Here is a 20715-nt window from a genome sequence, read left to right on the forward strand (position 1 = left end):
CAATTTGGCTCGAAAAGTTTCAATTACTATGAAAACAAGCATTACTTCATGTATGCACATCAAATAGACCTATCTCAGGTTCTCTTGCAGTCACCACAGAAACTTTTGATACAAAAATTTATTCCCGCTTTCGAATCCGCTCTAGTAGCCGTTTACGTAATCGTCCCTTTTTCTGAGGCGGCTCCTCTACAGACTGCTCTTTCTTTTGTCTTTCTGTAAATACATATCTCGCTGGTTTTACTTTAGTATCAATTTGAGCACTTTCTAATGAATACCCCTCCGGTAGACAAGCCAGAACTACAGACATTCTTTGACTTTCAGTCAATTTTATTGGATCAAACCCTTCTGATAACTGCACTGTTTGAATCAGTTTTCCTGGTTCAGGCCGCTCTTCTTCAATCGTTAAACTCTCTAGTAGCTTGGTATTTTCCGTTTCCTTTTCTGTCAAAACGGGTTCTGAAACAGGTTGTTGTTCTTTTTCTTGGTTCCGTTTATCAAAAATTACCGTTTCTATTTTATCGATATATTTTGCATGCTTTAACGTATGAAATTGATGGACACCCTCTTTTTCAAACAAGCTTAACTTGGCTATTTTATTTAAAGAAGATTTGATTTCTTCTGCAGTTTTACTTTTATCAGCATTTCTCAAACGTAAATGGCATTTCCTTCCATTGCTTTTCTCAAACTCAGCATCTAAGGTCGTTGAGACAATCATTCTTTTCTCTCCTTTCTTTTTTTGTTAGCTATTTGCTATCGTCATGAACCTACTAGTCCTGCTAATGGCGTTTTAATAAATTGGCTATATAAAGTTTTTAATTTTTCCAAGATATATGATTTTGTTGGGAATAACTTGATCAACAACAGACGCCATTCCTTCTGATCAAAATATTCCATGAAATAAGTGTAATACCTGCGCAAAATCGCATTCGATCGTGTACGAAGAAAAATATACTTAGCTACATCCGCCAACATAAACGAAAAATCGTCTTCACATAATTCATCTCTTATTTGAAGCGCTACCAACATTTCGATCGCGCTATTACTATCTTTTGTTTCTTTAAAAAACAGCTTAATTCTTTTCTCTAATGTGACACGTTTTAGAGAAAAGAGCTGTTCACGCCCTAACCCATGATCTTTCATGAACGTTCTCCTTTTCAATTGCACTGTGTTTTTAACTATAGTGAAAAATACATCTCTCATCATTAACAACCCTTATCCTCGAAAAACCCACAAGTCAACCATAAAGGACTTGGATCAAAAATTCTACTTCAGCTTTTTTAAAATAATTAAATAATAGTAATTCTTTTTTAATTATCAAAGCTTGCTGGTAGATAAAATAATTTTTTCTTTGTTTAAAAATGTCAAAAGGCTTGAAAATTTTAGTTGGTTTTCTAGATTTATGACCATTTGTTTGATAAAGCGTCAACAAAAATCCTCTATTCAGTCGAACAGAGGATTTTATACTTAATCAATAACTTTTTTAACCTTAAAAGGCTCGGTCTGTTCAGAAGGTTCTTCCTGATCTGCTAAATCAAATAAGATAAGCGACTCCCCTTCTTTGCCTTCTACAATCACTAATTTCCCAAGCGGATCACGATTATCTTTGACGATCTGAGCTTCTTTGATTAACTCCTTCGGGTCACGTTTTGCTGCGATTGCATTGCCTAGGTTAAAAAATACCGTCTCTTCCATAGCCATCCACCCCTCTATAAGTTTTGCCTAAGTATACCAAAAATCGGAACAACGCACTTGATAAAAGATAGCGTTCTAAACCAATTCTTTTTCTGGGAAATGATTTTTAAACAAAATACTCTTTTCTAATAAAAAAATGAAAAAAGTTGCGAACGTTTTCTCTTCCTGATTATGGTATTCTTCTAACAAATAATCGAATGATAGAGAAATAGATGGAATACAATGGAGGTTATTCAGATGACTAAAATACATACAAAAAAATTTATCATAAAAAGATTACATACATTTGTGAAAAAACATGGGCGAACACCTAGAATGAAAGAATTCGGCTATAAGCAACTTATCTATAAATACTATGGATCCTATTTTGAATTTATTAAAAGGAATGGTTATGAGCATTTATACGTGGGTCGCAGACCAGAAAAGACTTCACTACGCAGGCTTGAAAATGCAAAGGAAAAAGAGCAGTTGGCCAATGAACTCCACGCCTTCGTTAAGAAGCACGAACGCACCCCGAGGATAAAAGAACTTAAACAGGGCTATAGAATTTATAAATACTATGCCTCCTATATAGAGTTTATTAAGGCGAACGGATACGATAATTTATATTTTACTTCTCCATCTTTCCAAGTAGGTAAACAACCTTTGATCACTCTGAATGATATAGAAGTATTAGAAGCCGTGATTACTAGATTAAACGATTTTGTTGAGAAAAATGGTCGGACACCTACCATGAGTGAACTAGGAAAAGCACATTATATCTATAAGCTTTATCCTTCTTATTTTGAATTTTTAAAGGCTAATGGCTATGAAGAATTGTATTTCAACTCACAGGCCACTAAAAAGAGAAAGTTCCAATCAATGGAATACGAAAAAAAGATAACAAAAAAAGCGCTAGTCCAACAGCTTCACTTATTTATTGATAAATACGATCGTATCCCATCTATTCAAGAATTCGGCTATTTAAATCAAATAAAAAAACATTTTGGTTCCTACAGAATTTTTATCCGAAGTCAGGGATTTATACTGGATACTACTGAAAACAATCAACCTTTATCCAAGGAAGAATTGTCTCGGAAACTGCAAACCTTTATTGTAATCGTTGACAGCGTTCCTAAAAGTTCTGAGTTCGGTCATACGGAACGAATCCAAGAATTGTACGGATCATTCGATGCATTCCTCAAGGCCAACGGCTGTGAACTAACACCCGTAGAAATCTAAACTCGGATAGTCGAAAAAAACGATGCGAATTCTTACTCTATAAAACAAGAAAGCCAGAAACATTGACAGTCCTGCTGCAAATGTTTCTGGCTTTTAATTCGGTAGAATGTAAGGAAGGTACGGGACTTGAACCCGTGCACCACATTACTGCGGCTCGCCGGATTTCGAGTCCGGTGCATTACCACTCTGCCAACCTTCCGCACCATTTATCTTACCGTTTTTCGTTTAAATGTCAAGATTTTATAATGTATCTAATACAGATGTATCCTCTTCTTCTAAGATATTCGTGATCGTACGGTTCATTAAATGAACGATTTCATCCTGAGTCGGTTCGATGATACCTGAAGACATCAGCGTCGCGATTCCTGTCACACAGATCCAAGTTCCCACGTGCAACGCATTGATTCTTTTTTCAGATAAATTCTTATATTTAGGATGCTCTACAATCAGCTGGTGGAAATAATTGTAAGAAAAGTCATGCATTTTTTTCCCGCCGCCATACTCTTGAACGTACAATGCGTTGTACAGATTGCTTTGTTCTTTTGCAAAGTAAACATAGCTCAAGCCTAAATCAATGATCGTATCACCTGTGCGAACTTCTGGGAAAATATCGTAGTATAGGTGATTGCAAATTTCATCGAGCAATGTGTTTTTAAGATCGCTCATGTTTTTAAATTCTAAATAGATTGGTTGTGTACTGATCCCCATTTTTTTGGCAATGTTTCGCGCGGTAAATCCAGAAAAACCTTCATTTTCGACAACTTCATAGGCAGCCTTTAGAATCTGGTCTTTTGTATAAACTTTTCTTCTCATTGTAATTCCTCCCAGAATGTTATTATTTTTACTGTCATTTTATTTTAATCAAAAACTGATTAGTTTTGCAACCCTTAAGCAAGATGTTATCTAAATTTACTGAATTTTTTTTGAAATTGCGTGGTTATTCTACAAATTTTCCTTATAAAGGGAGTGTAACCGTTTTATTCGATTAGGAAATATTCCTTTAAATTATTAAAATTTAAAAGAGTCGTTATACATTTGAAGACATTTTTGTTTCTTTAAAGTAAAAACAGTATCGCTTAAAAAAAATTCCACTGTTACTTTATTATACTTTCTCTAGCGTTCGGTGACAATCCTTATTCTTTTTCTTGTTTAATTTATTTATTTTCTCTACTATAGTAGAGAAATAGAAAAAGGTGGTTAGCTTAATGGAACAACAAAATTATGCGCAACTCGTTTTAAATACTTGCTTAAAGGCCGGAAAGATCATGATGGAGTCCGGTTCTGAAGTCTATCGCGTGGAGGACACGATGAAGCGCATTGCTATTAATGCTGGTTTAGACGATATTCAAACCTATGTGACTGCGACCGGATTGATTGTTGGCTTTCCTTCTGAACAAAACAGCCAAGTCATCCAGATTACCCCACAGTCGATTAATCTAGAAAAGGTGACTGCCGTCAATCAAGGCTCAAGACAATTCGCAGATGGCGAACTCTCTTTACCTGATTTTTATTTGTATTTAGAAGAAGTGGATGATTCCACACCAGACTTTCCTTACTTATGGAAGATTATCTCCGCTGGAATTGTCAGCAGTACGCTGATGATTATTCTCAACGGTACTTGGTTCGACTTTATTCCAACATTTATGATCGGCATGGTCGGCTTTGCTGTCCATACCTTTTTCGGAAACAAGCTACGTATGAAATTCTTGAACGACTTCGTGGCTGCATTAGTTATTGGTTGCTTGTCTTTACTTGCCGTTTCTTTTTCCGTCGCTCGTGATGTTAATAGCTTGATTATAGGATCAATTATGCCGCTAGTCCCCGGTTTGGCTATTACTAATGCCTTTCGTGACATTATGGCAGGACATTTAATTAGTGGTGTTGCCCGTGGGACAGAAGCTTTATTTATCGCGGGGGCAATTGGCGGCGGGATTATCGTTGCCTTTAATTTCTTTTAGAAAAATATTTTTTGGGAGGTCTCTTATGACTTTTGTTATCAATTTTCTATTCAGTATGTTTAGTACAATTGCCTTTAGTGTCATTACTAACATTCCGCGCAGAGCTTTTTTAGCTTGCGGCTTCACAGGTGCCGCAGGTTGGATGACCTTTTGGATTCTACAGACATACTGTCATCAAAATATTGGCATCTCCAACTTCCTGGGTGCGATGATGATCGGACTAATTAGTATTTTCTTCTCGCGAATTATGCATATGCCCGTCATTGTTTTTAATGTTCCCAGTCTTGTTCCATTAGTTCCTGGTGGACCTGCTTACATGGCTGTCCGATATATGATGAACCAAGAATTTACTGAGTCAATGGAAAAAGTGGTCACTGTTTTGGTTACAGCTGGAGCAATTGCGATTGGATTCATGTTCACAAATTTAATTGAACGAGCACTAAAAAGAACTCGTTCAAATTTTCAACTAAAATAGATCAAGGTGAAAGCAGAATTTTTTCTGCTTTTTAAATTACTATCAGCCCAATATTGTAAACGCTATCTATAATTTCCTAAAAATATTTTAAGTTTCGTCGGATATTTATAAATTACAACCTCAGACCTATGCATTTTGTGAATTTATCCTATATACTTCACTTTAGAAAGACAAAGGAGATGAATCAGATGAGTGTTGTTCAATCCAGAAGGCTATTAAATTTAATTTCGTTAATGGGTATTGCCATAACGGTTAGTTTGACTATTTACTTCTATCGCTTAGGAGTATTTAATGATATGAATTCACTAAGACAGCTCGTCGGGCATTCACCGATCGCCGGACCGCTCATTTTCGTTCTGATTCAGATCATTCAAGTTGTGATTCCAATTATTCCCGGGGGAATCAGCCTCGCAGCTGGGGTTTTGATTTTCGGTCCATATTGGGGCTTTGTATATAACTATGTAGGGATAGTGATTGGTTCCCTCATTCTATTCTTGATGGGAAGACACTATGGGAAGCCCTTGATTATGCATCTTGTTAGTGATAAGGTATATCAGAAGTACAGTCATTGGCTCGATGATCAGCCTCGCTTTGAAAAATTGTTCGCCTTAGCGATTTTCTTACCTGTCGCACCAGATGATGCCTTATGTTTAATGGCTAGTCTGACGAACATGTCCTTCAAGAAATACAGCGCAATCATCTTTTTAGCTAAACCAGCTTCGATTTTCTTATATAGCTTGGCTTTACTGCAAGGTGGCAACTTATTATCTAGCTTACTCGTCCACTAATTTAGTGGACTTTTTTTTGTTCATCTTTCTATTGAAATTTCAAAGTTTTGGCGTAAAAAATTCATACTTTATTTACAGGAGAAACAGATAATAGTGAATGACCAGCTACACATTCATCACTGTTAATTAGAAGATCGCTTGCTTTTTAAAAAGCGAATCTCTTTTAGAACCATAGGAGGAACTATGAATTCCATAAAAAAGTATTTTACTTATTTTTTCGGTACCTTTTCTTTATATAATTTTCTGCTTCTCAGCTTTGGTCTTCCCTTCTTAACCGAAGGTCTCTTTTTATTTTTTAGACAGAGTTTTTTAAATAATCTTTACTCACCCTTCTATCTACTTCTTTTTGTGGCATTGATTTTTTTATACGGTAGTCTCTATAGTCAAATCCAATCGAACGAAACTGATTTTCAAAATTTTTCTTTAAAGTCAGCATTCACTAGTTTTGGCTTTTGGTTGATTCTATCCCCTATTTTTTTCTTTCGCTTTTATCAGATGATGCTGGTTTGGCAACCTCTTCCGGCTAAGGTTTTATCTTTCCTATTTCTTTATCGTTGGAAAATATTACCAGTTATAGGCATTTTTTACTTGATTCTACTATACCTTCTGTACCGATCTATTTTAGCGCCTAAATACCTTAAAGAAAATCATTCGCTGAAAAAAAGTGTTTGGCTGAGCTGGCAAAAAACACGATATAGTTTCCCAAAGCAAATCCTACTTTTTTTTGTGATACCGATCTTCTTTTTAGCTACTAGCTTTCTGATTAAAATCGGTTTTATTTGGGCGACAAAACTTATAGCCAGACAAGTTAGTGCTATGTTTCTGCTGCTCCTCTATCGTGTTCTACAAAATGTTTTATGGACCTTCTTCTTTCTTTATTTGGCTTCACCAGATAAGGGGCCTCTTGCCGGCGAATCAAGAACGAAAGGCGCCGTCATTTGGCTAAGCTTGACCATCTTTTCTTGCTTAGGTCTTTATTCTCTTCATTATGCGCACGCTTTTCATATTCAACAGCAAACTCCTGCGTTAACCATCTCCCATAGAGGTGTTTCTAATCATAATGGTGTTCAAAATTCGATTGAGGTTCTGAAAAGGACAAGTTACGAACGACGCCCTGATTTTGTTGAAATGGACGTTCAAGAAACCGCCGATCATCACTTAGTGGTAATGCACGATGAAGATCTTAAAGCATTAGCCAATAAAAATAAACGAGTCGATGAATCGACTTGGCAAGAATTAAAAGATATCACGCTAAAGGAAAATGGCTATACGAGCACCATTCCATTATTTACTGACTACCTGGCAACGGCAAATCAATTAAATCAAAAGCTGCTCATTGAATTAAAGGTCACCGCTAAGACGAAAGAATCAATCGTGCACCAAATGATTCCTCTGAAAAAGGACTTAGCAAGACATGAATTACAAAGTATGGATCTTGATACAGCTAACCAAATGAAAAAAGAATTTCCCAAATTGAAAGTCGGCTATATTTTGCCGTTTGATCTATTAGGCAGTCCCAAAAACACATTGGATTTCGTGAACATTGAATCCAGAACTGCCAATAGCGATTTGATTCAGGCGCTCCGCCATCAGAAACAGGGTGTTTATGTCTGGTCAGTTAATACAAAACAGCAAGCCTCTATGTTCCGCTTCCAACAGGTGAACGGTTTTTTATCTGATGACCTGACTGTCTTTTCTGGCTCTTCCGACGATATAAAAGCACAAACCGCTAGCATTTTATGGTTCGATTAAAACGAAAAGCAGCAACCGATTGGTTGCTGCTTTCATTTTAACTAACGTTCCAACAAACGTTCATAGGTGAAACCGGACATGGCGTATCTCAATAAGAGAAGCGCAATTCCTAACAATACTAGACCGATGGAGACGACGACCCATCCCCCAAAAACTAAGATACCAGTGAATTGGCCAACAAGAAGCAACGCCAAAGGTAAAATCAAAAAGGCTGCTTTTTGTTGTGATTCCTCGATCGTCATAGACTTAGCTGATCCTTTTACAATTAAAACGATAGAAATAATTGTGATCGCTGGAACAATTAGAAGCATCACCCACAGCCAATTAAGACTAAACGGAAGCAAGATCCCTTTAAAAATATAAACCACTACTTCAACCACAATCACGGTTAAGAGAAAGGAAGCATACGTAATCAAAATTCCTACAAAAAATGACGCATATACTTTTGCTTGGAAAATTTCTCGAATGGACAAAGGTGAATAAAGCAATGTTTCCAACGTTCGTTTTTCCTTCTCTCCAACAAATGAACTGGCCGCCATGACACTTGCTGTCATAATCGGAATGATTAAAAAGAAAATCGGAATCACATTATTAACCATTAAAGAGAGCAGCTCATAAACCAACTGTTCTTGATTCAGTTTTTGGAAATCTGGTAAAATCCGTGCCATTTCAGTAAAGGAAGAAGAATCTGTCGGACTTAATAAGACGGTCAACAGCATCATGGCCGGAAATGCTACAGAAAAAATCAACGGAAGGATCGTCAAAACAGAGAAATAGCGTTTATTTTCTGTAATCCCTCGTATGTCTTTACTCATAACAGCCTTTTGACGACTACTGAACATTTTTTTCTCCCCCTTCTAATAAGGCGAAATAAATATCTTCCAGTGAATAATCCATTGGCCTAACCTGTGAGATATTTCCGCCTGCTTGAACGATTTTTTTAACTAATTGAGAAACCTCTGCTTTTTCTTTGAAGGAAAGTTCATAGGTATCCTCTTCAATTTTTTTACTTTGAATAGTTTCTGGCATCAAGTCCGTTTCAATGATTACCTTATAGTGATTAAAGGTTTGTTCTCTCAATTGTTCCAAGCTTCCTAAAGCTAGCAAGTGACCCTTGTCCATCAGCCCATACTCATTACAAATTTCTTGAGCATATCTCAATTGATGCGTGCACAAAAATATCGTTGTTCCTTCTTCTTTTGATAATTCTAGCAAAAGCGCATTCACCCTTTTTGTACTCTCAGGATCAAGACCGCTAGTCGGCTCATCCAAAAACAACACCTTTGGTCGATGAATCAGCGTTCTCGCCAACGATAGTCGTTGCCGCATACCCGTGGAATAGCTCTTAAGCTTCACCTCTGAAGCATCCAGAAGATCTAGTTTTTTCAATAGCTCCCTTCCCCGTGTTTCGCTTTCCTCTTTTGTCAGTCCAAACAGCTGACCGAAGAAACAAAGATTATCTATCCCTGTTAAATGATCATACATTCCTGCATGCTCTGTTAATACCCCCGACTCTTGATGAAGCTTTTCAGCTTCATGGACAGGATCAAAACCAAGTACTCGGATTTCTCCTCCCGAAGGAGTTAAAATTCCGTTTAGAAGCTTAACTGTCGTTGTTTTTCCAGCCCCATTAGGCCCTAAGAAACCAAAAATTGTCCCTCGAGGAACAACTAGGCTAATCGTCTCTAACGCTCTCTTTCCTTCTTTGAACGTCTTTTCTAATTGTCTAATTTCAATAGCATTCATTTATAATCCCTCGTTCCTATTCATCGGATAGAATGACTTTCTCTATACTCTTATTGTATTGGTTCGAATCTAAGTGTTCAATGGACTATTTGTTAATTTTACGGGTGTAAAATCACTCGTTACGATACTTATCATTCATAGTTTCACTTAGAAGCAGACAAAAAGATTCGGGCCTCTTTCAAAGCCCGAATCCCTTTCCTGTTAAAATAAATATTTCACATGATACCGTATACGTTAGGCGGTACATTCAACCTCCACGCATGCGTGGATATTTTCGTATTTTACTAATAAGCGGTTTTGTAATTCGATGACCGCTGCACGATCAGATGGTGCACAAGAAACAACGTTGATTAGCACCGTATTGTTATAAAGCTGTTCAACAACTCCCACAACTTCCTTTTCTATGCCAATTGCCTGGCATTCATAAGCAAGACCAATTTCAATAGTTTCCATAATAAATCCCCCTTTAATTCTACGTTTTTATAATAACATAATGAGAATAAATTGAAAACGTTTTTTATTAGTTTTTTTGCTTTAATATCAAGGGAAAAGTCGCAATTGTTAGAAAATTCGCAAAACACAAACATAAACAACCTTGGTTATTTTTAATCTGACCTTCATTTTTTATTTATCTTTATTTGTTTAAAACCGATTTCATTTTCCTACCATTATGTTTTTTATCATTAATTTTGATTAGCTGTAAATTAATTTTACTATACCAATTAAAAAAAGAGCCCTCGCGATGCGAGAGCTCTTTCATCCATTTTATAGACGATCATTCAATTCTTTTGCTAAATCTTCAAATCCTGGTTTTCCAAGTAGAGCGAACATATTTTTTTTGTATGCTTCAACACCTGGTTGGTTGAATGGGTTCACACCCAATAAGTAACCAGAGATACCTACTGCGATTTCAAAGAAGTACATTGCATAACCTAAAGTGTAAGCATCCATTGTTGGAATGTTCAATACGAAGTTAGGTACGCCGCCATCAGTATGGGCTAATAATGTTCCTTCATAGGCTTTAGAGTTAACAAAGTCAACATCCTTGCCTTCTAAGTAGCCTAAACCATCTAAGTCAGATTCTTGTGATGGAATTGCCACAGATTTGCGAGGTTTTTCAACTTTCACGATTGTTTCGAAGATGTTACGACGGCCTTCTTGGATATATTGTCCAAAGGAATGCAAGTCAGTTGAGAAGTTTGCACTTGATGGGTAGATACCCTTCAAGTCTTTTCCTTCTGATTCGCCGTATAATTGTTTCCACCATTCGTTGAAATATTGCATACCTGGTTCGTAGTTGACCAAGATTTCAGTCACTTTGCCTTTACGGTATAGAATATTACGAAGTGCGGCATATTGATACGCTTCGTTTTCGTCTAAGTTTTCGCTTGAGTATGCTTCGCGTGCATCTGCTGCACCTTGCATCAACGCATCGATATCTGCACCGCTTGCTGCGATTGGTAGTAAACCAACAGCAGTAAGTACTGAAAAACGTCCGCCAACATCATCAGGAATAACAAACGTTTCCCAGCCAGCTGCGTCTGCTTCTACTTTAACAGCACCACGTGCTTTGTCCGTTGTTGCGTAGATACGTTTGTTGGCTTCTTCTTCACCATATTTTTTAATCAATAGTTCTTTGAATACGCGGAATGCAATTGCTGGTTCAGTTGTTGTTCCAGATTTAGAAATTACATTCACAGAGAAGTCGCGGTCGCCGATTACTTCGATTAAGTCAGCGATATATGTTGAGCTGATTGAATTTCCTGCAAAGAATACTTGAGGAGCTTTACGATCTTCTTTATCTAATACATTGAAGAAACTTTGGTGCAAGAATTCGATTGCTGCACGCGCTCCAAGGTATGAACCACCGATCCCGATAACAACTAATACTTCAGAATCAGATTGAATTTTTTCAGCTGCTTTTTTAATGCGGGCAAATTCATCTTTATCATAGTTTACTGGAAGATCGATCCAGCCTAGGAAGTCATTTCCTGCGCCAGTCCCTTCGCGTAATTCTTTGTGAGCTAGAGCTACTTCAGATTTGATGTAGTCCATTTCATGTTCGCTCACGAATGGTGCTACTTTCGAATAATCGAAATGAATGTGTGCCATTGTTTTTCCTCCTTGAAAATCACTTCGTAACAATCTATACTTTACGTTTCTTTTGCATATTTTTCAAGCTTAAACCATTTAAAAAATTAAACTGTTCCTTGAGCTAACATTGCAGCAGCGACTTTTTCAAAACCAGCGATGTTGGCTCCGGCGGCGAAATTATCTTTATCAGCATATTTAGCAGCTGTGTCACGACAAGTTTCATAGATATTTTTCATGATATCATCTAATTTACCGTCCACTTCTTCCTTCGACCATACCAATCGTTGAGAATTTTGACTCATTTCTAGTGCAGATACCGCTACACCACCCGCATTGGCTGCTTTTCCGGGACCGTAAAGTACACCTTTCTCATGATACAGCTTAATTGCTGCCATCGTACTTGGCATGTTCGCTCCTTCAGCGACTACTTTTACCCCATTTTTTACTAAAATTGCTGCTTTTTTATCGTCAATCTCATTTTGTGTGGCACATGGTAAAGCAATATCGGCAGCTTGTTCAAGCTCCCAGACAGATCCTTCATGGTATTCTGCTGAAGGACGCTCTTTCGCATATTCTGTTAGACGAGCACGGCGAACTTCTTTGATATCTTTCAATAATTCAACATCGATACCATCTTTGTCATAAACATAACCATTTGAATCAGAACATGTAATAGCTGTTGCGCCAAGCGCTTGTGCTTTTTCGATCGCGTAAATGGCGACATTTCCGCTTCCAGAAACAAGAACTTTTTTGCCTTCAAAGGAATCATTGCGATCTTCTAATAAATGCTTCACGAAGTAAACCGCACCATAGCCTGTCGCTTCCGTCCGACCAAGACTACCATTAAAGCCTAGAGGTTTCCCTGTTAATACACCCATATCATATTCACGCAAACGTTTGTATTGTCCAAACAAATAACCAATCTCACGTCCGCCAACTCCAATATCACCTGCAGGTACATCTAAGTTTGGTCCGATATGTTTTGATAATTCCGTCATGAAGCTTTGGCAATAACGCATAACTTCTGAATCAGATTTGCCTTTCGGATCAAAATCTGAACCACCCTTACCGCCGCCAATAGGAAGACCTGTCAAACTATTTTTAAAGATTTGCTCGAAACCTAAAAATTTCAAGATACTTAGATTCACACTTGGATGGAAACGAAGTCCACCCTTGTATGGGCCAATCGCTGAATTGAACTGAACACGGTAGCCTCGGTTCACTTGCCAATTGCCTTCATCATCTTGCCAAGGCACACGAAATTGAACCAAACGCTCAGGTTCAAGGATCATGCCTAAAATATTCTTTTCAACGTATTCTGGATGTTCTTCTAAAAACGGAATCACCGTTGGTAAAAACTCATCCACCGCTTGTAAAAATTCTTCTTGATTCGGATCCTTTGCCTCTAAGTTCTTTTGAATCTGTTCAACATATTCTCGTACTTCCATCAAATTCCTCCTCACAGTTAATACTCATAGTTTACATCATTTTCTAATAGAAGTGAAAAAAAATTCATGCTACACTGCAAGTTGAACGTAAAATGTTCGTTTTTAAGGTATGATTATCCAAACTATCTAAACAAATTTATAGCTAAATGAGGGTTTGATGAAATGAATAAAAACTTTGATGTGATTGTGATTGGCGGAGGACCAGCTGGTATGATGGCTGCCATCACAGCTGCGATGAACGGCTCCCAAGTCGCTTTGTTCGAAAAAAACAAACGACTTGGAAAAAAATTATTAATGACCGGCGGAGGACGTTGCAACGTTACAAACAATCGTCCCGTTGAGGATCTAATTACTCATATTCCTGGCAATGGTCGCTTTCTATATAGTACCTTTTCTCAATTTGATAACCAAGATATCATGAATTTTTTCAGTGAACGAGGCGTAGCTTTAAAAGAAGAAGATCATGGACGGATTTTTCCCGTCTCTGATAAATCAGCGACAATTGTCAATACTTTGAAGGATGAACTAGAAAAATTAAATGTCTGTCTTCATTTTAAAGAGCCGGTTGAAAAGATTATTACTGATGGCTCATCAATTCAAGGCGTCCGCACCGCTGAGGGAGACTACTCCGCAAAAAGTGTAGTCGTAACAACTGGCGGGATCACTTATCCATCGACTGGCTCACAAGGAGATGGTTACCGTTTTGCGAAAAGCGTGGGGCATCACGTTACTCCTTTATACCCCACTGAAACGCCAATTTATCTAATCGATTCGTTTGTTGCAGAAAAAAAGTTGCAGGGTCTTGCTCTTCAAGATGTGAAGCTCTCTGTTCTTGATGAAAAAAACAAGACAGTGACTAGTCACGAAATGGATTTACTTTTTACCCATTTCGGTATATCTGGTCCAGCAGCGTTACGTTGCTCAAGCTTCGTCAATCAATTGTTGCGTAGTCAAAAAACAGTCACTCTAACACTCGATAGCTTCCCTGAAAAAACAGTAGCGGAATTGAGTGAACTGGTGCACCAGCGTGCTGCGGAATCTACAAAACAACTTAAAAATGCGTTAGCGGGGGTCTTGCCTGAACGACTATTATCATTCTTTTTAGAGAAAGCCGATATTGGCGAGCAAACATACGCGCAAACATCAAAGGAACAGCTGGAAAAATTTATCTCCTATTGTAAGAGATGGACGTTGACCGCTAATAAGACCTTTGGATTAGAAAAATCCTTTGTTACCGGTGGAGGTGTCGAACTGAAGGAAATCAATCCAAAAGAATTAGCCAGTAAAAAAATCCCCGGCTTGTACTTTGCCGGGGAAGTCTTAGATGTTAACGGATATACAGGCGGCTATAATATTACCACTGCTTTTTGTACAGGGTTTGTCGCAGGTACGCATGCCGCCTATTATGCGTTTACTTAATGAGTTAATTCAGCAAATTGTCCTCGTGTCAGCTCTTTGATGGCACTGGGGGCAATTTCCATTTGAAGCCCTCTTTTTCCTGCTGATATCGCTATCTGCTCATATTGTTCTGCTGAAGCATCTATAAAAGTTGGAAAAAGTTTTTTCATCCCAATTGGTGAACAACCGCCACGAATATACCCCGTAGTCGCTTCTAGATCACGCAAGTGCAGCATTTCTACCTTTTTATTGCCACTGACCTTTGCAATTTTTTTCAAATCCAACTCATGATCACTAGGGATCACAGCCACTACAGGTCCTGTCTTGTTTCCTACTGCGACTAACGTCTTAAAAATTCGTGCTGGCTCGATCCCCACTTGTTCTGAGACATGGCCGGCTCCAAGATCATCTTCGCTCCAAGAATATTCATATTCCTTATATGAAATCTTTTTTTGTTCGACTAAACGAATCGCATTGGTTTTTTGTATTTTCTTCTTCGCCAAGTCTATCCCTCACTTCTTTTATTTTCTAAAGTCTAGCAAAAAAGCAGAGAGGAAACAAATTGGTCGTTTTGTTTGGTCTTTTTTCTTAAAAGTTCTACACTGATTATGTAATGGAAAGGATGTAATCATCATGAAAAGAATTTCAAGAGGAAAGTTTGAAAAGATGCAACAATTGTCAAATGATCAAGGGGTCATTGCAGCCTTAGCAATCGATCAACGTGGCTCTATGAAAAAGATGATGCAAGCCGCTGTTGGCGAAGAAAAATTTTCTATGGATCAAGTTTATGAATTCAAGGAATTGGTATCTCAAGAATTAACCAAGCGAGTCAGCGCGATTTTATTGGATGAACAATACGGATTTAAAGGCATTCAAGCCAAGGACCCAAATTGTGGATTAATTTTATCCTATGAAAAAACTGGCTACGATGCCAATACACCTGGTCGCTTACCTGAACTTCTACCAAACGAATCCCTAGATCGCCTGCTAGCTAAAGGCGCAGATGCGGCGAAGGTGTTGGTTTACTATGATCCAGATGAATCACAGGAGATCTTAGATGTAAAACATGCTTTTCTCGAACGTCTAGGCACAGAAGCTTTAGCTGCTGATATTCCAGTATTCGTAGAACCCATCGTCTATGATTCAAAAATCACTGACGACCATTCTCCAGAGTTTGCCAAAATAAAACCACAAAAAGTAATCAGTACAATTAAGGAGTTTACTAAAGAGAAATATCATATTGATGTATTAAAAGTAGAAGTGCCCGTTCTATTTAAATATGTTGAAGGATTTACTAAAGACGCCGACCCCGTTGTTTATACACAAGAGAAAGCCGCAAGCTACTTTAAAGAAGCGGGGGAAGCTGCTACTCGGCCTTTCATTTATCTAAGTGCAGGGGTTCCAGCAGATATCTTCCGTGAGGAATTGAAATTTGCTGGCGAACATGGCGCGAATTATTGCGGAATTTTAGGCGGACGTGCCACTTGGCGTGATGGTGTACAAATTTACGCAGATGAGGGCAAAGACGGGCTAATCAAATGGTTGGATACACAAGGTCGTGAAAATGTCGAAGAATTAAATGATATCCTTGCGAAGTATGCAAAACCTTGGTATGAAATCTACGGGGGATTGGATAATATCGACGTTTTTGATATTGATGTAATGGACTAACCAACAGGCTATCATAAATGAACAAAACCAGGCATCGCTCCCGAAAGTTGGGATCGATGCCTGGTTTACTTTGAGTTCATTTTTCGTTCATTTCGTTCATTAAGTAGAAAACTCTTCCTATTTCAACTCATTGATCATCATTACTAATTTCTCAGCCTCAATCTGAGCATCCTCATAAGGTTTCCCCTCTAAACAACCATAGGTCATACAGGAACCATCTAAAGAGCCGCTGATTTGCGAGAATTTTCCGAGACGTCCTAAAGAGACTGAAACGACGGGTAATGTAACAAAAGTCTGGGCTTTCATTATAATATCCATTTGACGTAATACATCCGCCTCGTTTTCTGGATACACAACAATTTTCGCGATGTCCGCTCCCCAATGCTCCATTAAATTCAAACGGAAAAGTACCACAGCATCTTCCGGTGTTTCCTTAAAATTATAATAGCTTAACATCACACGTACATCTAAAGCTTGCATCCATTTGATAAAGGTCGTCGATAATTGATCAATAATAGAAACTTCAACATCTGCTAAATCAATTGCTCGTGAAGAAACTGCAAACTCATATATATGTCGATATTGGTTCAGAGAAATTTCGAGCTGTCCGCCCGCTTCCATTGTTCGCAGATTGAAAATCAACGGGATATCTCGAATTTCATCCCTTAAGGCTAGTAGGGTTGAATTAAGACAATCGTCATCAAAGATATCCTCATAAAAATCAGCACGCCACTCGATTACTTCGGCAACCTTCTTTGCTTCATTCGCTTGTTCAATGATTTCGTCGAAAGTCTTTCCAACAATCGGTACGCAGATTTTCGGTTTTCCTGCATCAAATCGCACCTCTCTTACTTGAACATCCATCATACGCATCCCATCCTATTTTCTTCTATTTTTTTATTGAATAAAACAATACCTTCAAATAATTACTCTCTTCAAATTGACTAGCTGGGAAATCAGCTGGCAAACGGTAGCTTTCAGTCAGTCGGTAACTCACGTTCTTGTTGCTTAAAGCCGTTTCGATTGATTTCTTAAATTTTTTGAGGGGGAGATTTGCCGCATTAGTTGAGGCGATAATCATTCCTTCTTCAGTAAGGATATCTACACTATCTTCAATTAAACGTCCATAATCCTTTGCCACAGAGAAAGTTTTTCTCTTATTGCGAGCAAAACTAGGTGGATCTAGGACAATCAAATTATAACTTAAATTCTTCCTTGCTGCATAGCGGAAATAGTCAAATGTATCCATTACGATAATTTTTTGCTGCTCTAATGGCAGACCGTTCACTTCAAACTGCTCCTGTGTCTTTGGTAAACTACGTTGTGCTAAATCCACGCTAGTCGTTTCTAACGCACCACCATATGCTGCTGCGACAGAGAAAGCCCCTGTATAGCTAAACATATTCAATACCCTTTGGCCCGCGGCAAGTCCTTCTGTTAACCGTCCGCGAACTTCTTTTTGATCTAAGAAAATGCCTGTCATATATCCTTCATCTAAGTATACGGCATATGAAACGCCATTTTCCAGTACAATTAGCGGTCCTTGAGGTTTTTCACCAGCTAACCATCGACTTTCTTCTAGTCCACTCTTAAAGCGGATTTTTTCAACTACTCCTTTTGCATTTGGAAACACTTGAAGCAGGCTATCCACTATCATTTTTTTGAAATAATGGATTGTTTCGTTATACCAAGAAATTACTAGGTAATCTGCGTAATAGTCGATAGTTATGCCGCCAACTCCGTCTCCTTCGCCATTAAATAAACGAAAGGCAGTTGTCGTCTCATCTGCAAAAAAGGACTGACGTTTCGCAATCGCCTGTTGAAATTTCTCCATAAAAAAAGCCTGATCAATCGGACGCTGCGTTTGATCAATAACCCAGCCAAACCCTTTATTTTGTTTCCCTAAATAACCTGTCGCAATATATTTATTCTTATTATCAACAAAGTGAACCCATTCTAAGGGAATTTTTTTTATATTCACTTTTAGATCTTCGGCTTGGATCAATGGATTGCCTTGCTGAATTCGTTTGATTCCATAATTTGTTAATTCTATTTTCACTCTCATCCCTGCTTTCTTCTATAGTATATCAAAAAAAAATAGTATTTTTCGCTTATAAAGTTTTCTTTAAGCATGATTGCCCAAATTTCAATAAGAATTGACTGCATTGGTGTAAGCGAGTAAACTGTTAACAAGTGAACATTTCGCAATTTTTTTGCGGCAGAAAGGAAGTTACTATTGAAAAAACTAAAAGCTCCTGCATTTTTGAATAAACGTCTCGGCTTTTATGCGTTACTGACATTCTTATTATGGGCGAAAAGTGTTTTTGCATACCTATTTGAATTTAATTTAGGGATCGAAAGTATGACTCAATACTTCATCCTGTTTATCAATCCAATCGCGTCGACGATGTTCTTATTGTCGATCGCTTTATATGTGCGTCGGTCGAAGGCCTCCTACATCACGATGATGGTCATCTATGCACTGGCAAGTTTCTTACTTTTTGCCAATGTTGTGTATTATCGTGAATTTACTGACTTCATTACAGTCAATACCTTCTTGGGTGCTGGAAAAGTTGCCAGTGGCTTAGGGGAAAGTGCTGTTCGACTTTTCCGTCCCTATGACGTGTTATATCTAATTGATATTGTCATTTTACCGATTCTTTTATGGAGAAAAGGGATTAAGCGTGAGGATCGTCCCGTTCGTGCCCGTATGGCCTTTGCAATGACGGCTCTTTCAATCATGATTTTCTCAGGGAATCTGTTCTTAGCAGAAGCAGATCGTCCAGAATTGTTGACTCGTACCTTCTCTCGTGACTACTTAATTAAGTACCTAGGTGTCAATGCCTTCACTGTATATGATGGCATCCAAACCTATAAAACAAACCAAGTTCGTGCAGAAGCGAGTCCTAATGACTTAAAAGAAGTTGAATCTTATGTGAAGGATCATTACGCTGCCCCAAACAGTGACTACTACGGAATTGCTAAGGGACGTAACGTAATCACGATTCATTTAGAAAGTTTGCAACAATTTGTGATCGACTACAAACTAAAGGATGAAAATGGACAAGAACATGAAGTCACGCCTTTCTTGAATAGCATTTTCCATAGCAATAGTACTTTTAGTTTTGATAATTTCTTCCATCAAGTAAAAGCTGGAAAAACATCCGATGCTGAAACACTGATGGAAAACTCATTGTTCGGTTTGAATCAAGGTTCATTGTTCTCACAATTAGGCGGTAAGAACACATTCCAAGCTGCGCCAGATATCTTGAAACAAACTGAAGGCTATACAAGTGCTTCCTTCCATGGGAATTCAGGAAGCTTCTGGAACCGTTCAGAAACCTATAAGAACCTTGGGTATGACTATTTCTTTGATTCTTCTTATTATGATGTAAACGATGAAAATTCATTCCAATACGGTCTGCATGATAAACCATTCTTCCAACAATCGGTGAAGTATTTGGAACGTCTGCAACAGCCTTTTTATTCTAAGTTTATCGCTGTATCGAACCATTACCCTTACAGTGAGTTCAAAAACGATGAAGCAGGGTTTCCAATGGCGAATACGAGCGATGAAACAATCAATGGGTATTTTGCCACAGCAAACTATTTAGATAAAGCAGTTGAAGAGTTCTTCAACTATCTAAAAGCTTCTGGTTTGTATGACAATTCGATCATCGTCATGTACGGTGACCATTATGGGATCTCAAATTCAAGAAACTCTGACCTAGCACCATTACTTGGTAAATCAAAAGAAACATGGTCAAACTTTGATAACGCGCAAATGCAAAGGGTTCCTTACATGGTTCATATTCCCGGACAAGATAAAGGCGGAATCAATCATACGTATGGTGGTGAAGTTGATGCTCTCCCTACCCTATTACATCTTTTAGGTATAGATACAAGCAAATATATTCAACTAGGACAAGATCTGTTATCCGAAGATCATGACCAAATCGTGGCCTTCCGTGATGGAGATTACGTTACTCCAGAATATACGTATTATAGCGGAAGCTTGTATAGTAACAGCAATGGTATGGCAATTACAGAACCAAGCGAAAGCTTGCAGCAGCAAGCAGATAAATGGAAAGAAGCAGTCTCCACTCAATTAAGCACGTCAGATAATATTAATAACGGAGACTTATTACGCTTCTATTCAGCAAGTGGTTTGAAGCCGATCGATGCTTCTCAATACGACTATAAAGATGGTCTGAATAAGATGGAAAAAATCGAAAATAAATTGGGGGATAAATCAACCAGTCTGTACGATCAGAATGGGAAGAAATCCACTCAAGAGCTATACAAAACTGAAACATATAAGCAATACCAAGAGCAAAACCAACAATAAGTTGAAAGGCCAATCTTCATTTATTCCGTGAAGATTGGCCTTTTTTTCTACATTTATTTCTTCCGATAGAATTCATATTTCTTTCAAATTAGGATTCTATACTTAATAGTAAGGGGTGGAAATT

The 20715-nt window shown here is 38.0% G+C and carries 20 protein-coding genes and 1 tRNA gene; 8 read left to right on the forward strand and 13 right to left on the reverse strand.

Annotated features, from left to right (window positions below; translation table 11 throughout):
* Window positions 1-118 precede the first annotated feature (118 nt).
* The 3 genes from J9537_RS08830 to J9537_RS08840 all read right to left on the reverse strand — a co-directional run bounded on the left by J9537_RS08830 (window position 119) and on the right by J9537_RS08840 (window position 1692).
* Window positions 119-715 carry a DUF2922 family protein gene (locus J9537_RS08830; RefSeq protein WP_218255754.1) on the reverse strand — a complete coding sequence of 199 codons (597 nt, stop codon included), beginning with the start codon at window positions 713-715 and terminating at the stop codon, window positions 119-121.
* A 41-nt stretch (window positions 716-756) separates the two neighbouring features.
* Entirely contained in the window at window positions 757-1140 is a 384-nt protein-coding gene (locus J9537_RS08835) for a hypothetical protein (protein ID WP_218255756.1), read from the reverse strand.
* A 324-nt stretch (window positions 1141-1464) separates the two neighbouring features.
* Window positions 1465-1692: a hypothetical protein gene (locus tag J9537_RS08840; RefSeq protein ID WP_218255757.1), complete on the reverse strand. Its 228-nt coding sequence runs from the start codon at window positions 1690-1692 to the stop codon at window positions 1465-1467.
* A gap of 237 nt (window positions 1693-1929) precedes the next feature.
* Between J9537_RS08840 and J9537_RS08845 the strand changes: the two genes are divergently transcribed.
* Complete coding sequence (locus tag J9537_RS08845) at window positions 1930-2913, forward strand: homing endonuclease associated repeat-containing protein (RefSeq protein ID WP_218255759.1); 984 nt, start codon at window positions 1930-1932, stop codon at window positions 2911-2913.
* Between the two features lie 111 nt (window positions 2914-3024).
* On the opposite strand, the gene J9537_RS08850 is transcribed toward J9537_RS08845, so the two are convergent.
* Window positions 3025-3112: transfer RNA gene (locus J9537_RS08850), tRNA-Ser, on the reverse strand.
* 41 nt (window positions 3113-3153) lie between these two features.
* Complete coding sequence (locus tag J9537_RS08855) at window positions 3154-3726, reverse strand: TetR/AcrR family transcriptional regulator (RefSeq protein WP_010746292.1); 573 nt, start codon at window positions 3724-3726, stop codon at window positions 3154-3156.
* Window positions 3727-4118: 392 nt separating this feature from the next.
* On the opposite strand from J9537_RS08855, the gene J9537_RS08860 reads away from it, so the two are divergent.
* From J9537_RS08860 to J9537_RS20605, 4 genes are all read left to right on the forward strand, one after another.
* The gene (locus J9537_RS08860) at window positions 4119-4871 is read left to right on the forward strand and encodes a threonine/serine exporter family protein (protein ID WP_218255761.1); all 753 of its coding nucleotides are present in this window, start codon (window positions 4119-4121) and stop codon (window positions 4869-4871) included.
* A gap of 25 nt (window positions 4872-4896) precedes the next feature.
* Entirely contained in the window at window positions 4897-5346 is a 450-nt protein-coding gene (locus tag J9537_RS08865; RefSeq protein WP_218255763.1) for a threonine/serine exporter family protein, read from the forward strand.
* 188 nt (window positions 5347-5534) lie between these two features.
* Window positions 5535-6134, forward strand: a complete 600-nt coding sequence (locus J9537_RS08870; RefSeq protein WP_010746288.1) for a TVP38/TMEM64 family protein — start codon at window positions 5535-5537, stop codon at window positions 6132-6134.
* 816 nt (window positions 6135-6950) lie between these two features.
* Window positions 6951-7886 (forward strand): glycerophosphodiester phosphodiesterase family protein, encoded by a 936-nt coding sequence (locus J9537_RS20605; protein WP_245001248.1) that lies wholly within the window; start codon window positions 6951-6953, stop codon window positions 7884-7886.
* Between the two features lie 41 nt (window positions 7887-7927).
* Here J9537_RS20605 and J9537_RS08880 read toward each other — a convergent pair whose 3' ends face one another.
* From J9537_RS08880 to gdhA, 5 genes are all read right to left on the reverse strand, one after another.
* A complete protein-coding gene (locus tag J9537_RS08880) occupies window positions 7928-8728 on the reverse strand; it encodes an ABC transporter permease subunit (RefSeq protein ID WP_218255766.1) in 801 nt (266 codons plus the stop codon).
* Entirely contained in the window at window positions 8718-9632 is a 915-nt protein-coding gene (locus J9537_RS08885) for an ABC transporter ATP-binding protein (protein WP_218255768.1), read from the reverse strand. The genes J9537_RS08880 and J9537_RS08885 overlap by 11 nt, the downstream gene beginning before the upstream one ends.
* Window positions 9633-9866: 234 nt before the next feature.
* Entirely contained in the window at window positions 9867-10085 is a 219-nt protein-coding gene (locus J9537_RS08890; protein ID WP_010746284.1) for a hypothetical protein, read from the reverse strand.
* 312 nt (window positions 10086-10397) lie between these two features.
* The gene (locus J9537_RS08895; protein ID WP_028020642.1) at window positions 10398-11744 is read right to left on the reverse strand and encodes a glucose-6-phosphate isomerase; all 1347 of its coding nucleotides are present in this window, start codon (window positions 11742-11744) and stop codon (window positions 10398-10400) included.
* Window positions 11745-11830: 86 nt separating this feature from the next.
* Window positions 11831-13174, reverse strand: a complete 1344-nt coding sequence (gene gdhA / locus J9537_RS08900) for an NADP-specific glutamate dehydrogenase (protein WP_010746196.1) — start codon at window positions 13172-13174, stop codon at window positions 11831-11833.
* 162 nt (window positions 13175-13336) lie between these two features.
* On the opposite strand from gdhA, the gene J9537_RS08905 reads away from it, so the two are divergent.
* Complete coding sequence (locus J9537_RS08905; protein ID WP_218255770.1) at window positions 13337-14593, forward strand: BaiN/RdsA family NAD(P)/FAD-dependent oxidoreductase; 1257 nt, start codon at window positions 13337-13339, stop codon at window positions 14591-14593.
* Here the strand turns inward: J9537_RS08905 and ybaK are convergent.
* Window positions 14590-15075: a Cys-tRNA(Pro) deacylase gene (ybaK, locus tag J9537_RS08910; RefSeq protein ID WP_218255772.1), complete on the reverse strand. Its 486-nt coding sequence runs from the start codon at window positions 15073-15075 to the stop codon at window positions 14590-14592. The two genes, J9537_RS08905 and ybaK, sit on opposite strands and share 4 nt — an antisense overlap.
* A gap of 130 nt (window positions 15076-15205) precedes the next feature.
* On the opposite strand from ybaK, the gene J9537_RS08915 reads away from it, so the two are divergent.
* Complete coding sequence (locus tag J9537_RS08915) at window positions 15206-16243, forward strand: tagatose 1,6-diphosphate aldolase (RefSeq protein ID WP_218255774.1); 1038 nt, start codon at window positions 15206-15208, stop codon at window positions 16241-16243.
* A 117-nt stretch (window positions 16244-16360) separates the two neighbouring features.
* On the opposite strand, the gene aroD is transcribed toward J9537_RS08915, so the two are convergent.
* Window positions 16361-17110, reverse strand: a complete 750-nt coding sequence (gene aroD / locus J9537_RS08920; protein WP_010746192.1) for a type I 3-dehydroquinate dehydratase — start codon at window positions 17108-17110, stop codon at window positions 16361-16363.
* A 22-nt stretch (window positions 17111-17132) separates the two neighbouring features.
* A complete protein-coding gene (locus J9537_RS08925; RefSeq protein ID WP_425333170.1) occupies window positions 17133-18302 on the reverse strand; it encodes a class I SAM-dependent rRNA methyltransferase in 1170 nt (389 codons plus the stop codon).
* A 177-nt stretch (window positions 18303-18479) separates the two neighbouring features.
* Here J9537_RS08925 and J9537_RS08930 point away from each other — a divergent pair, with 177 nt between their 5' ends.
* Window positions 18480-20591 (forward strand): LTA synthase family protein, encoded by a 2112-nt coding sequence (locus tag J9537_RS08930; protein ID WP_218255778.1) that lies wholly within the window; start codon window positions 18480-18482, stop codon window positions 20589-20591.
* Window positions 20592-20715: the final 124 nt, after the last annotated feature.

The organism is Enterococcus raffinosus, assembly GCF_019175485.1.
Lineage (GTDB): Bacteria > Bacillota > Bacilli > Lactobacillales > Enterococcaceae > Enterococcus_A > Enterococcus_A raffinosus.

Coding starts and splice junctions, on each gene's coding strand:
- J9537_RS08830 (WP_218255754.1), bottom strand. CDS start 715: ATGATTGTCTCAACGACCTTAGATGCTGAGTTTGAGAAAAGCAATGGA.
- J9537_RS08835 (WP_218255756.1), bottom strand. CDS start 1,140: ATGAAAGATCATGGGTTAGGGCGTGAACAGCTCTTTTCTCTAAAACGT.
- J9537_RS08840 (WP_218255757.1), bottom strand. CDS start 1,692: ATGGAAGAGACGGTATTTTTTAACCTAGGCAATGCAATCGCAGCAAAA.
- J9537_RS08845 (WP_218255759.1), top strand. CDS start 1,930: ATGACTAAAATACATACAAAAAAATTTATCATAAAAAGATTACATACA.
- J9537_RS08855 (WP_010746292.1), bottom strand. CDS start 3,726: ATGAGAAGAAAAGTTTATACAAAAGACCAGATTCTAAAGGCTGCCTAT.
- J9537_RS08860 (WP_218255761.1), top strand. CDS start 4,119: ATGGAACAACAAAATTATGCGCAACTCGTTTTAAATACTTGCTTAAAG.
- J9537_RS08865 (WP_218255763.1), top strand. CDS start 4,897: ATGACTTTTGTTATCAATTTTCTATTCAGTATGTTTAGTACAATTGCC.
- J9537_RS08870 (WP_010746288.1), top strand. CDS start 5,535: ATGAGTGTTGTTCAATCCAGAAGGCTATTAAATTTAATTTCGTTAATG.
- J9537_RS20605 (WP_245001248.1), top strand. CDS start 6,951: ATGTTTCTGCTGCTCCTCTATCGTGTTCTACAAAATGTTTTATGGACC.
- J9537_RS08880 (WP_218255766.1), bottom strand. CDS start 8,728: ATGTTCAGTAGTCGTCAAAAGGCTGTTATGAGTAAAGACATACGAGGG.
- J9537_RS08885 (WP_218255768.1), bottom strand. CDS start 9,632: ATGAATGCTATTGAAATTAGACAATTAGAAAAGACGTTCAAAGAAGGA.
- J9537_RS08890 (WP_010746284.1), bottom strand. CDS start 10,085: ATGGAAACTATTGAAATTGGTCTTGCTTATGAATGCCAGGCAATTGGC.
- J9537_RS08895 (WP_028020642.1), bottom strand. CDS start 11,744: ATGGCACACATTCATTTCGATTATTCGAAAGTAGCACCATTCGTGAGC.
- gdhA (WP_010746196.1), bottom strand. CDS start 13,174: ATGGAAGTACGAGAATATGTTGAACAGATTCAAAAGAACTTAGAGGCA.
- J9537_RS08905 (WP_218255770.1), top strand. CDS start 13,337: ATGAATAAAAACTTTGATGTGATTGTGATTGGCGGAGGACCAGCTGGT.
- J9537_RS08915 (WP_218255774.1), top strand. CDS start 15,206: ATGAAAAGAATTTCAAGAGGAAAGTTTGAAAAGATGCAACAATTGTCA.
- aroD (WP_010746192.1), bottom strand. CDS start 17,110: ATGATGGATGTTCAAGTAAGAGAGGTGCGATTTGATGCAGGAAAACCG.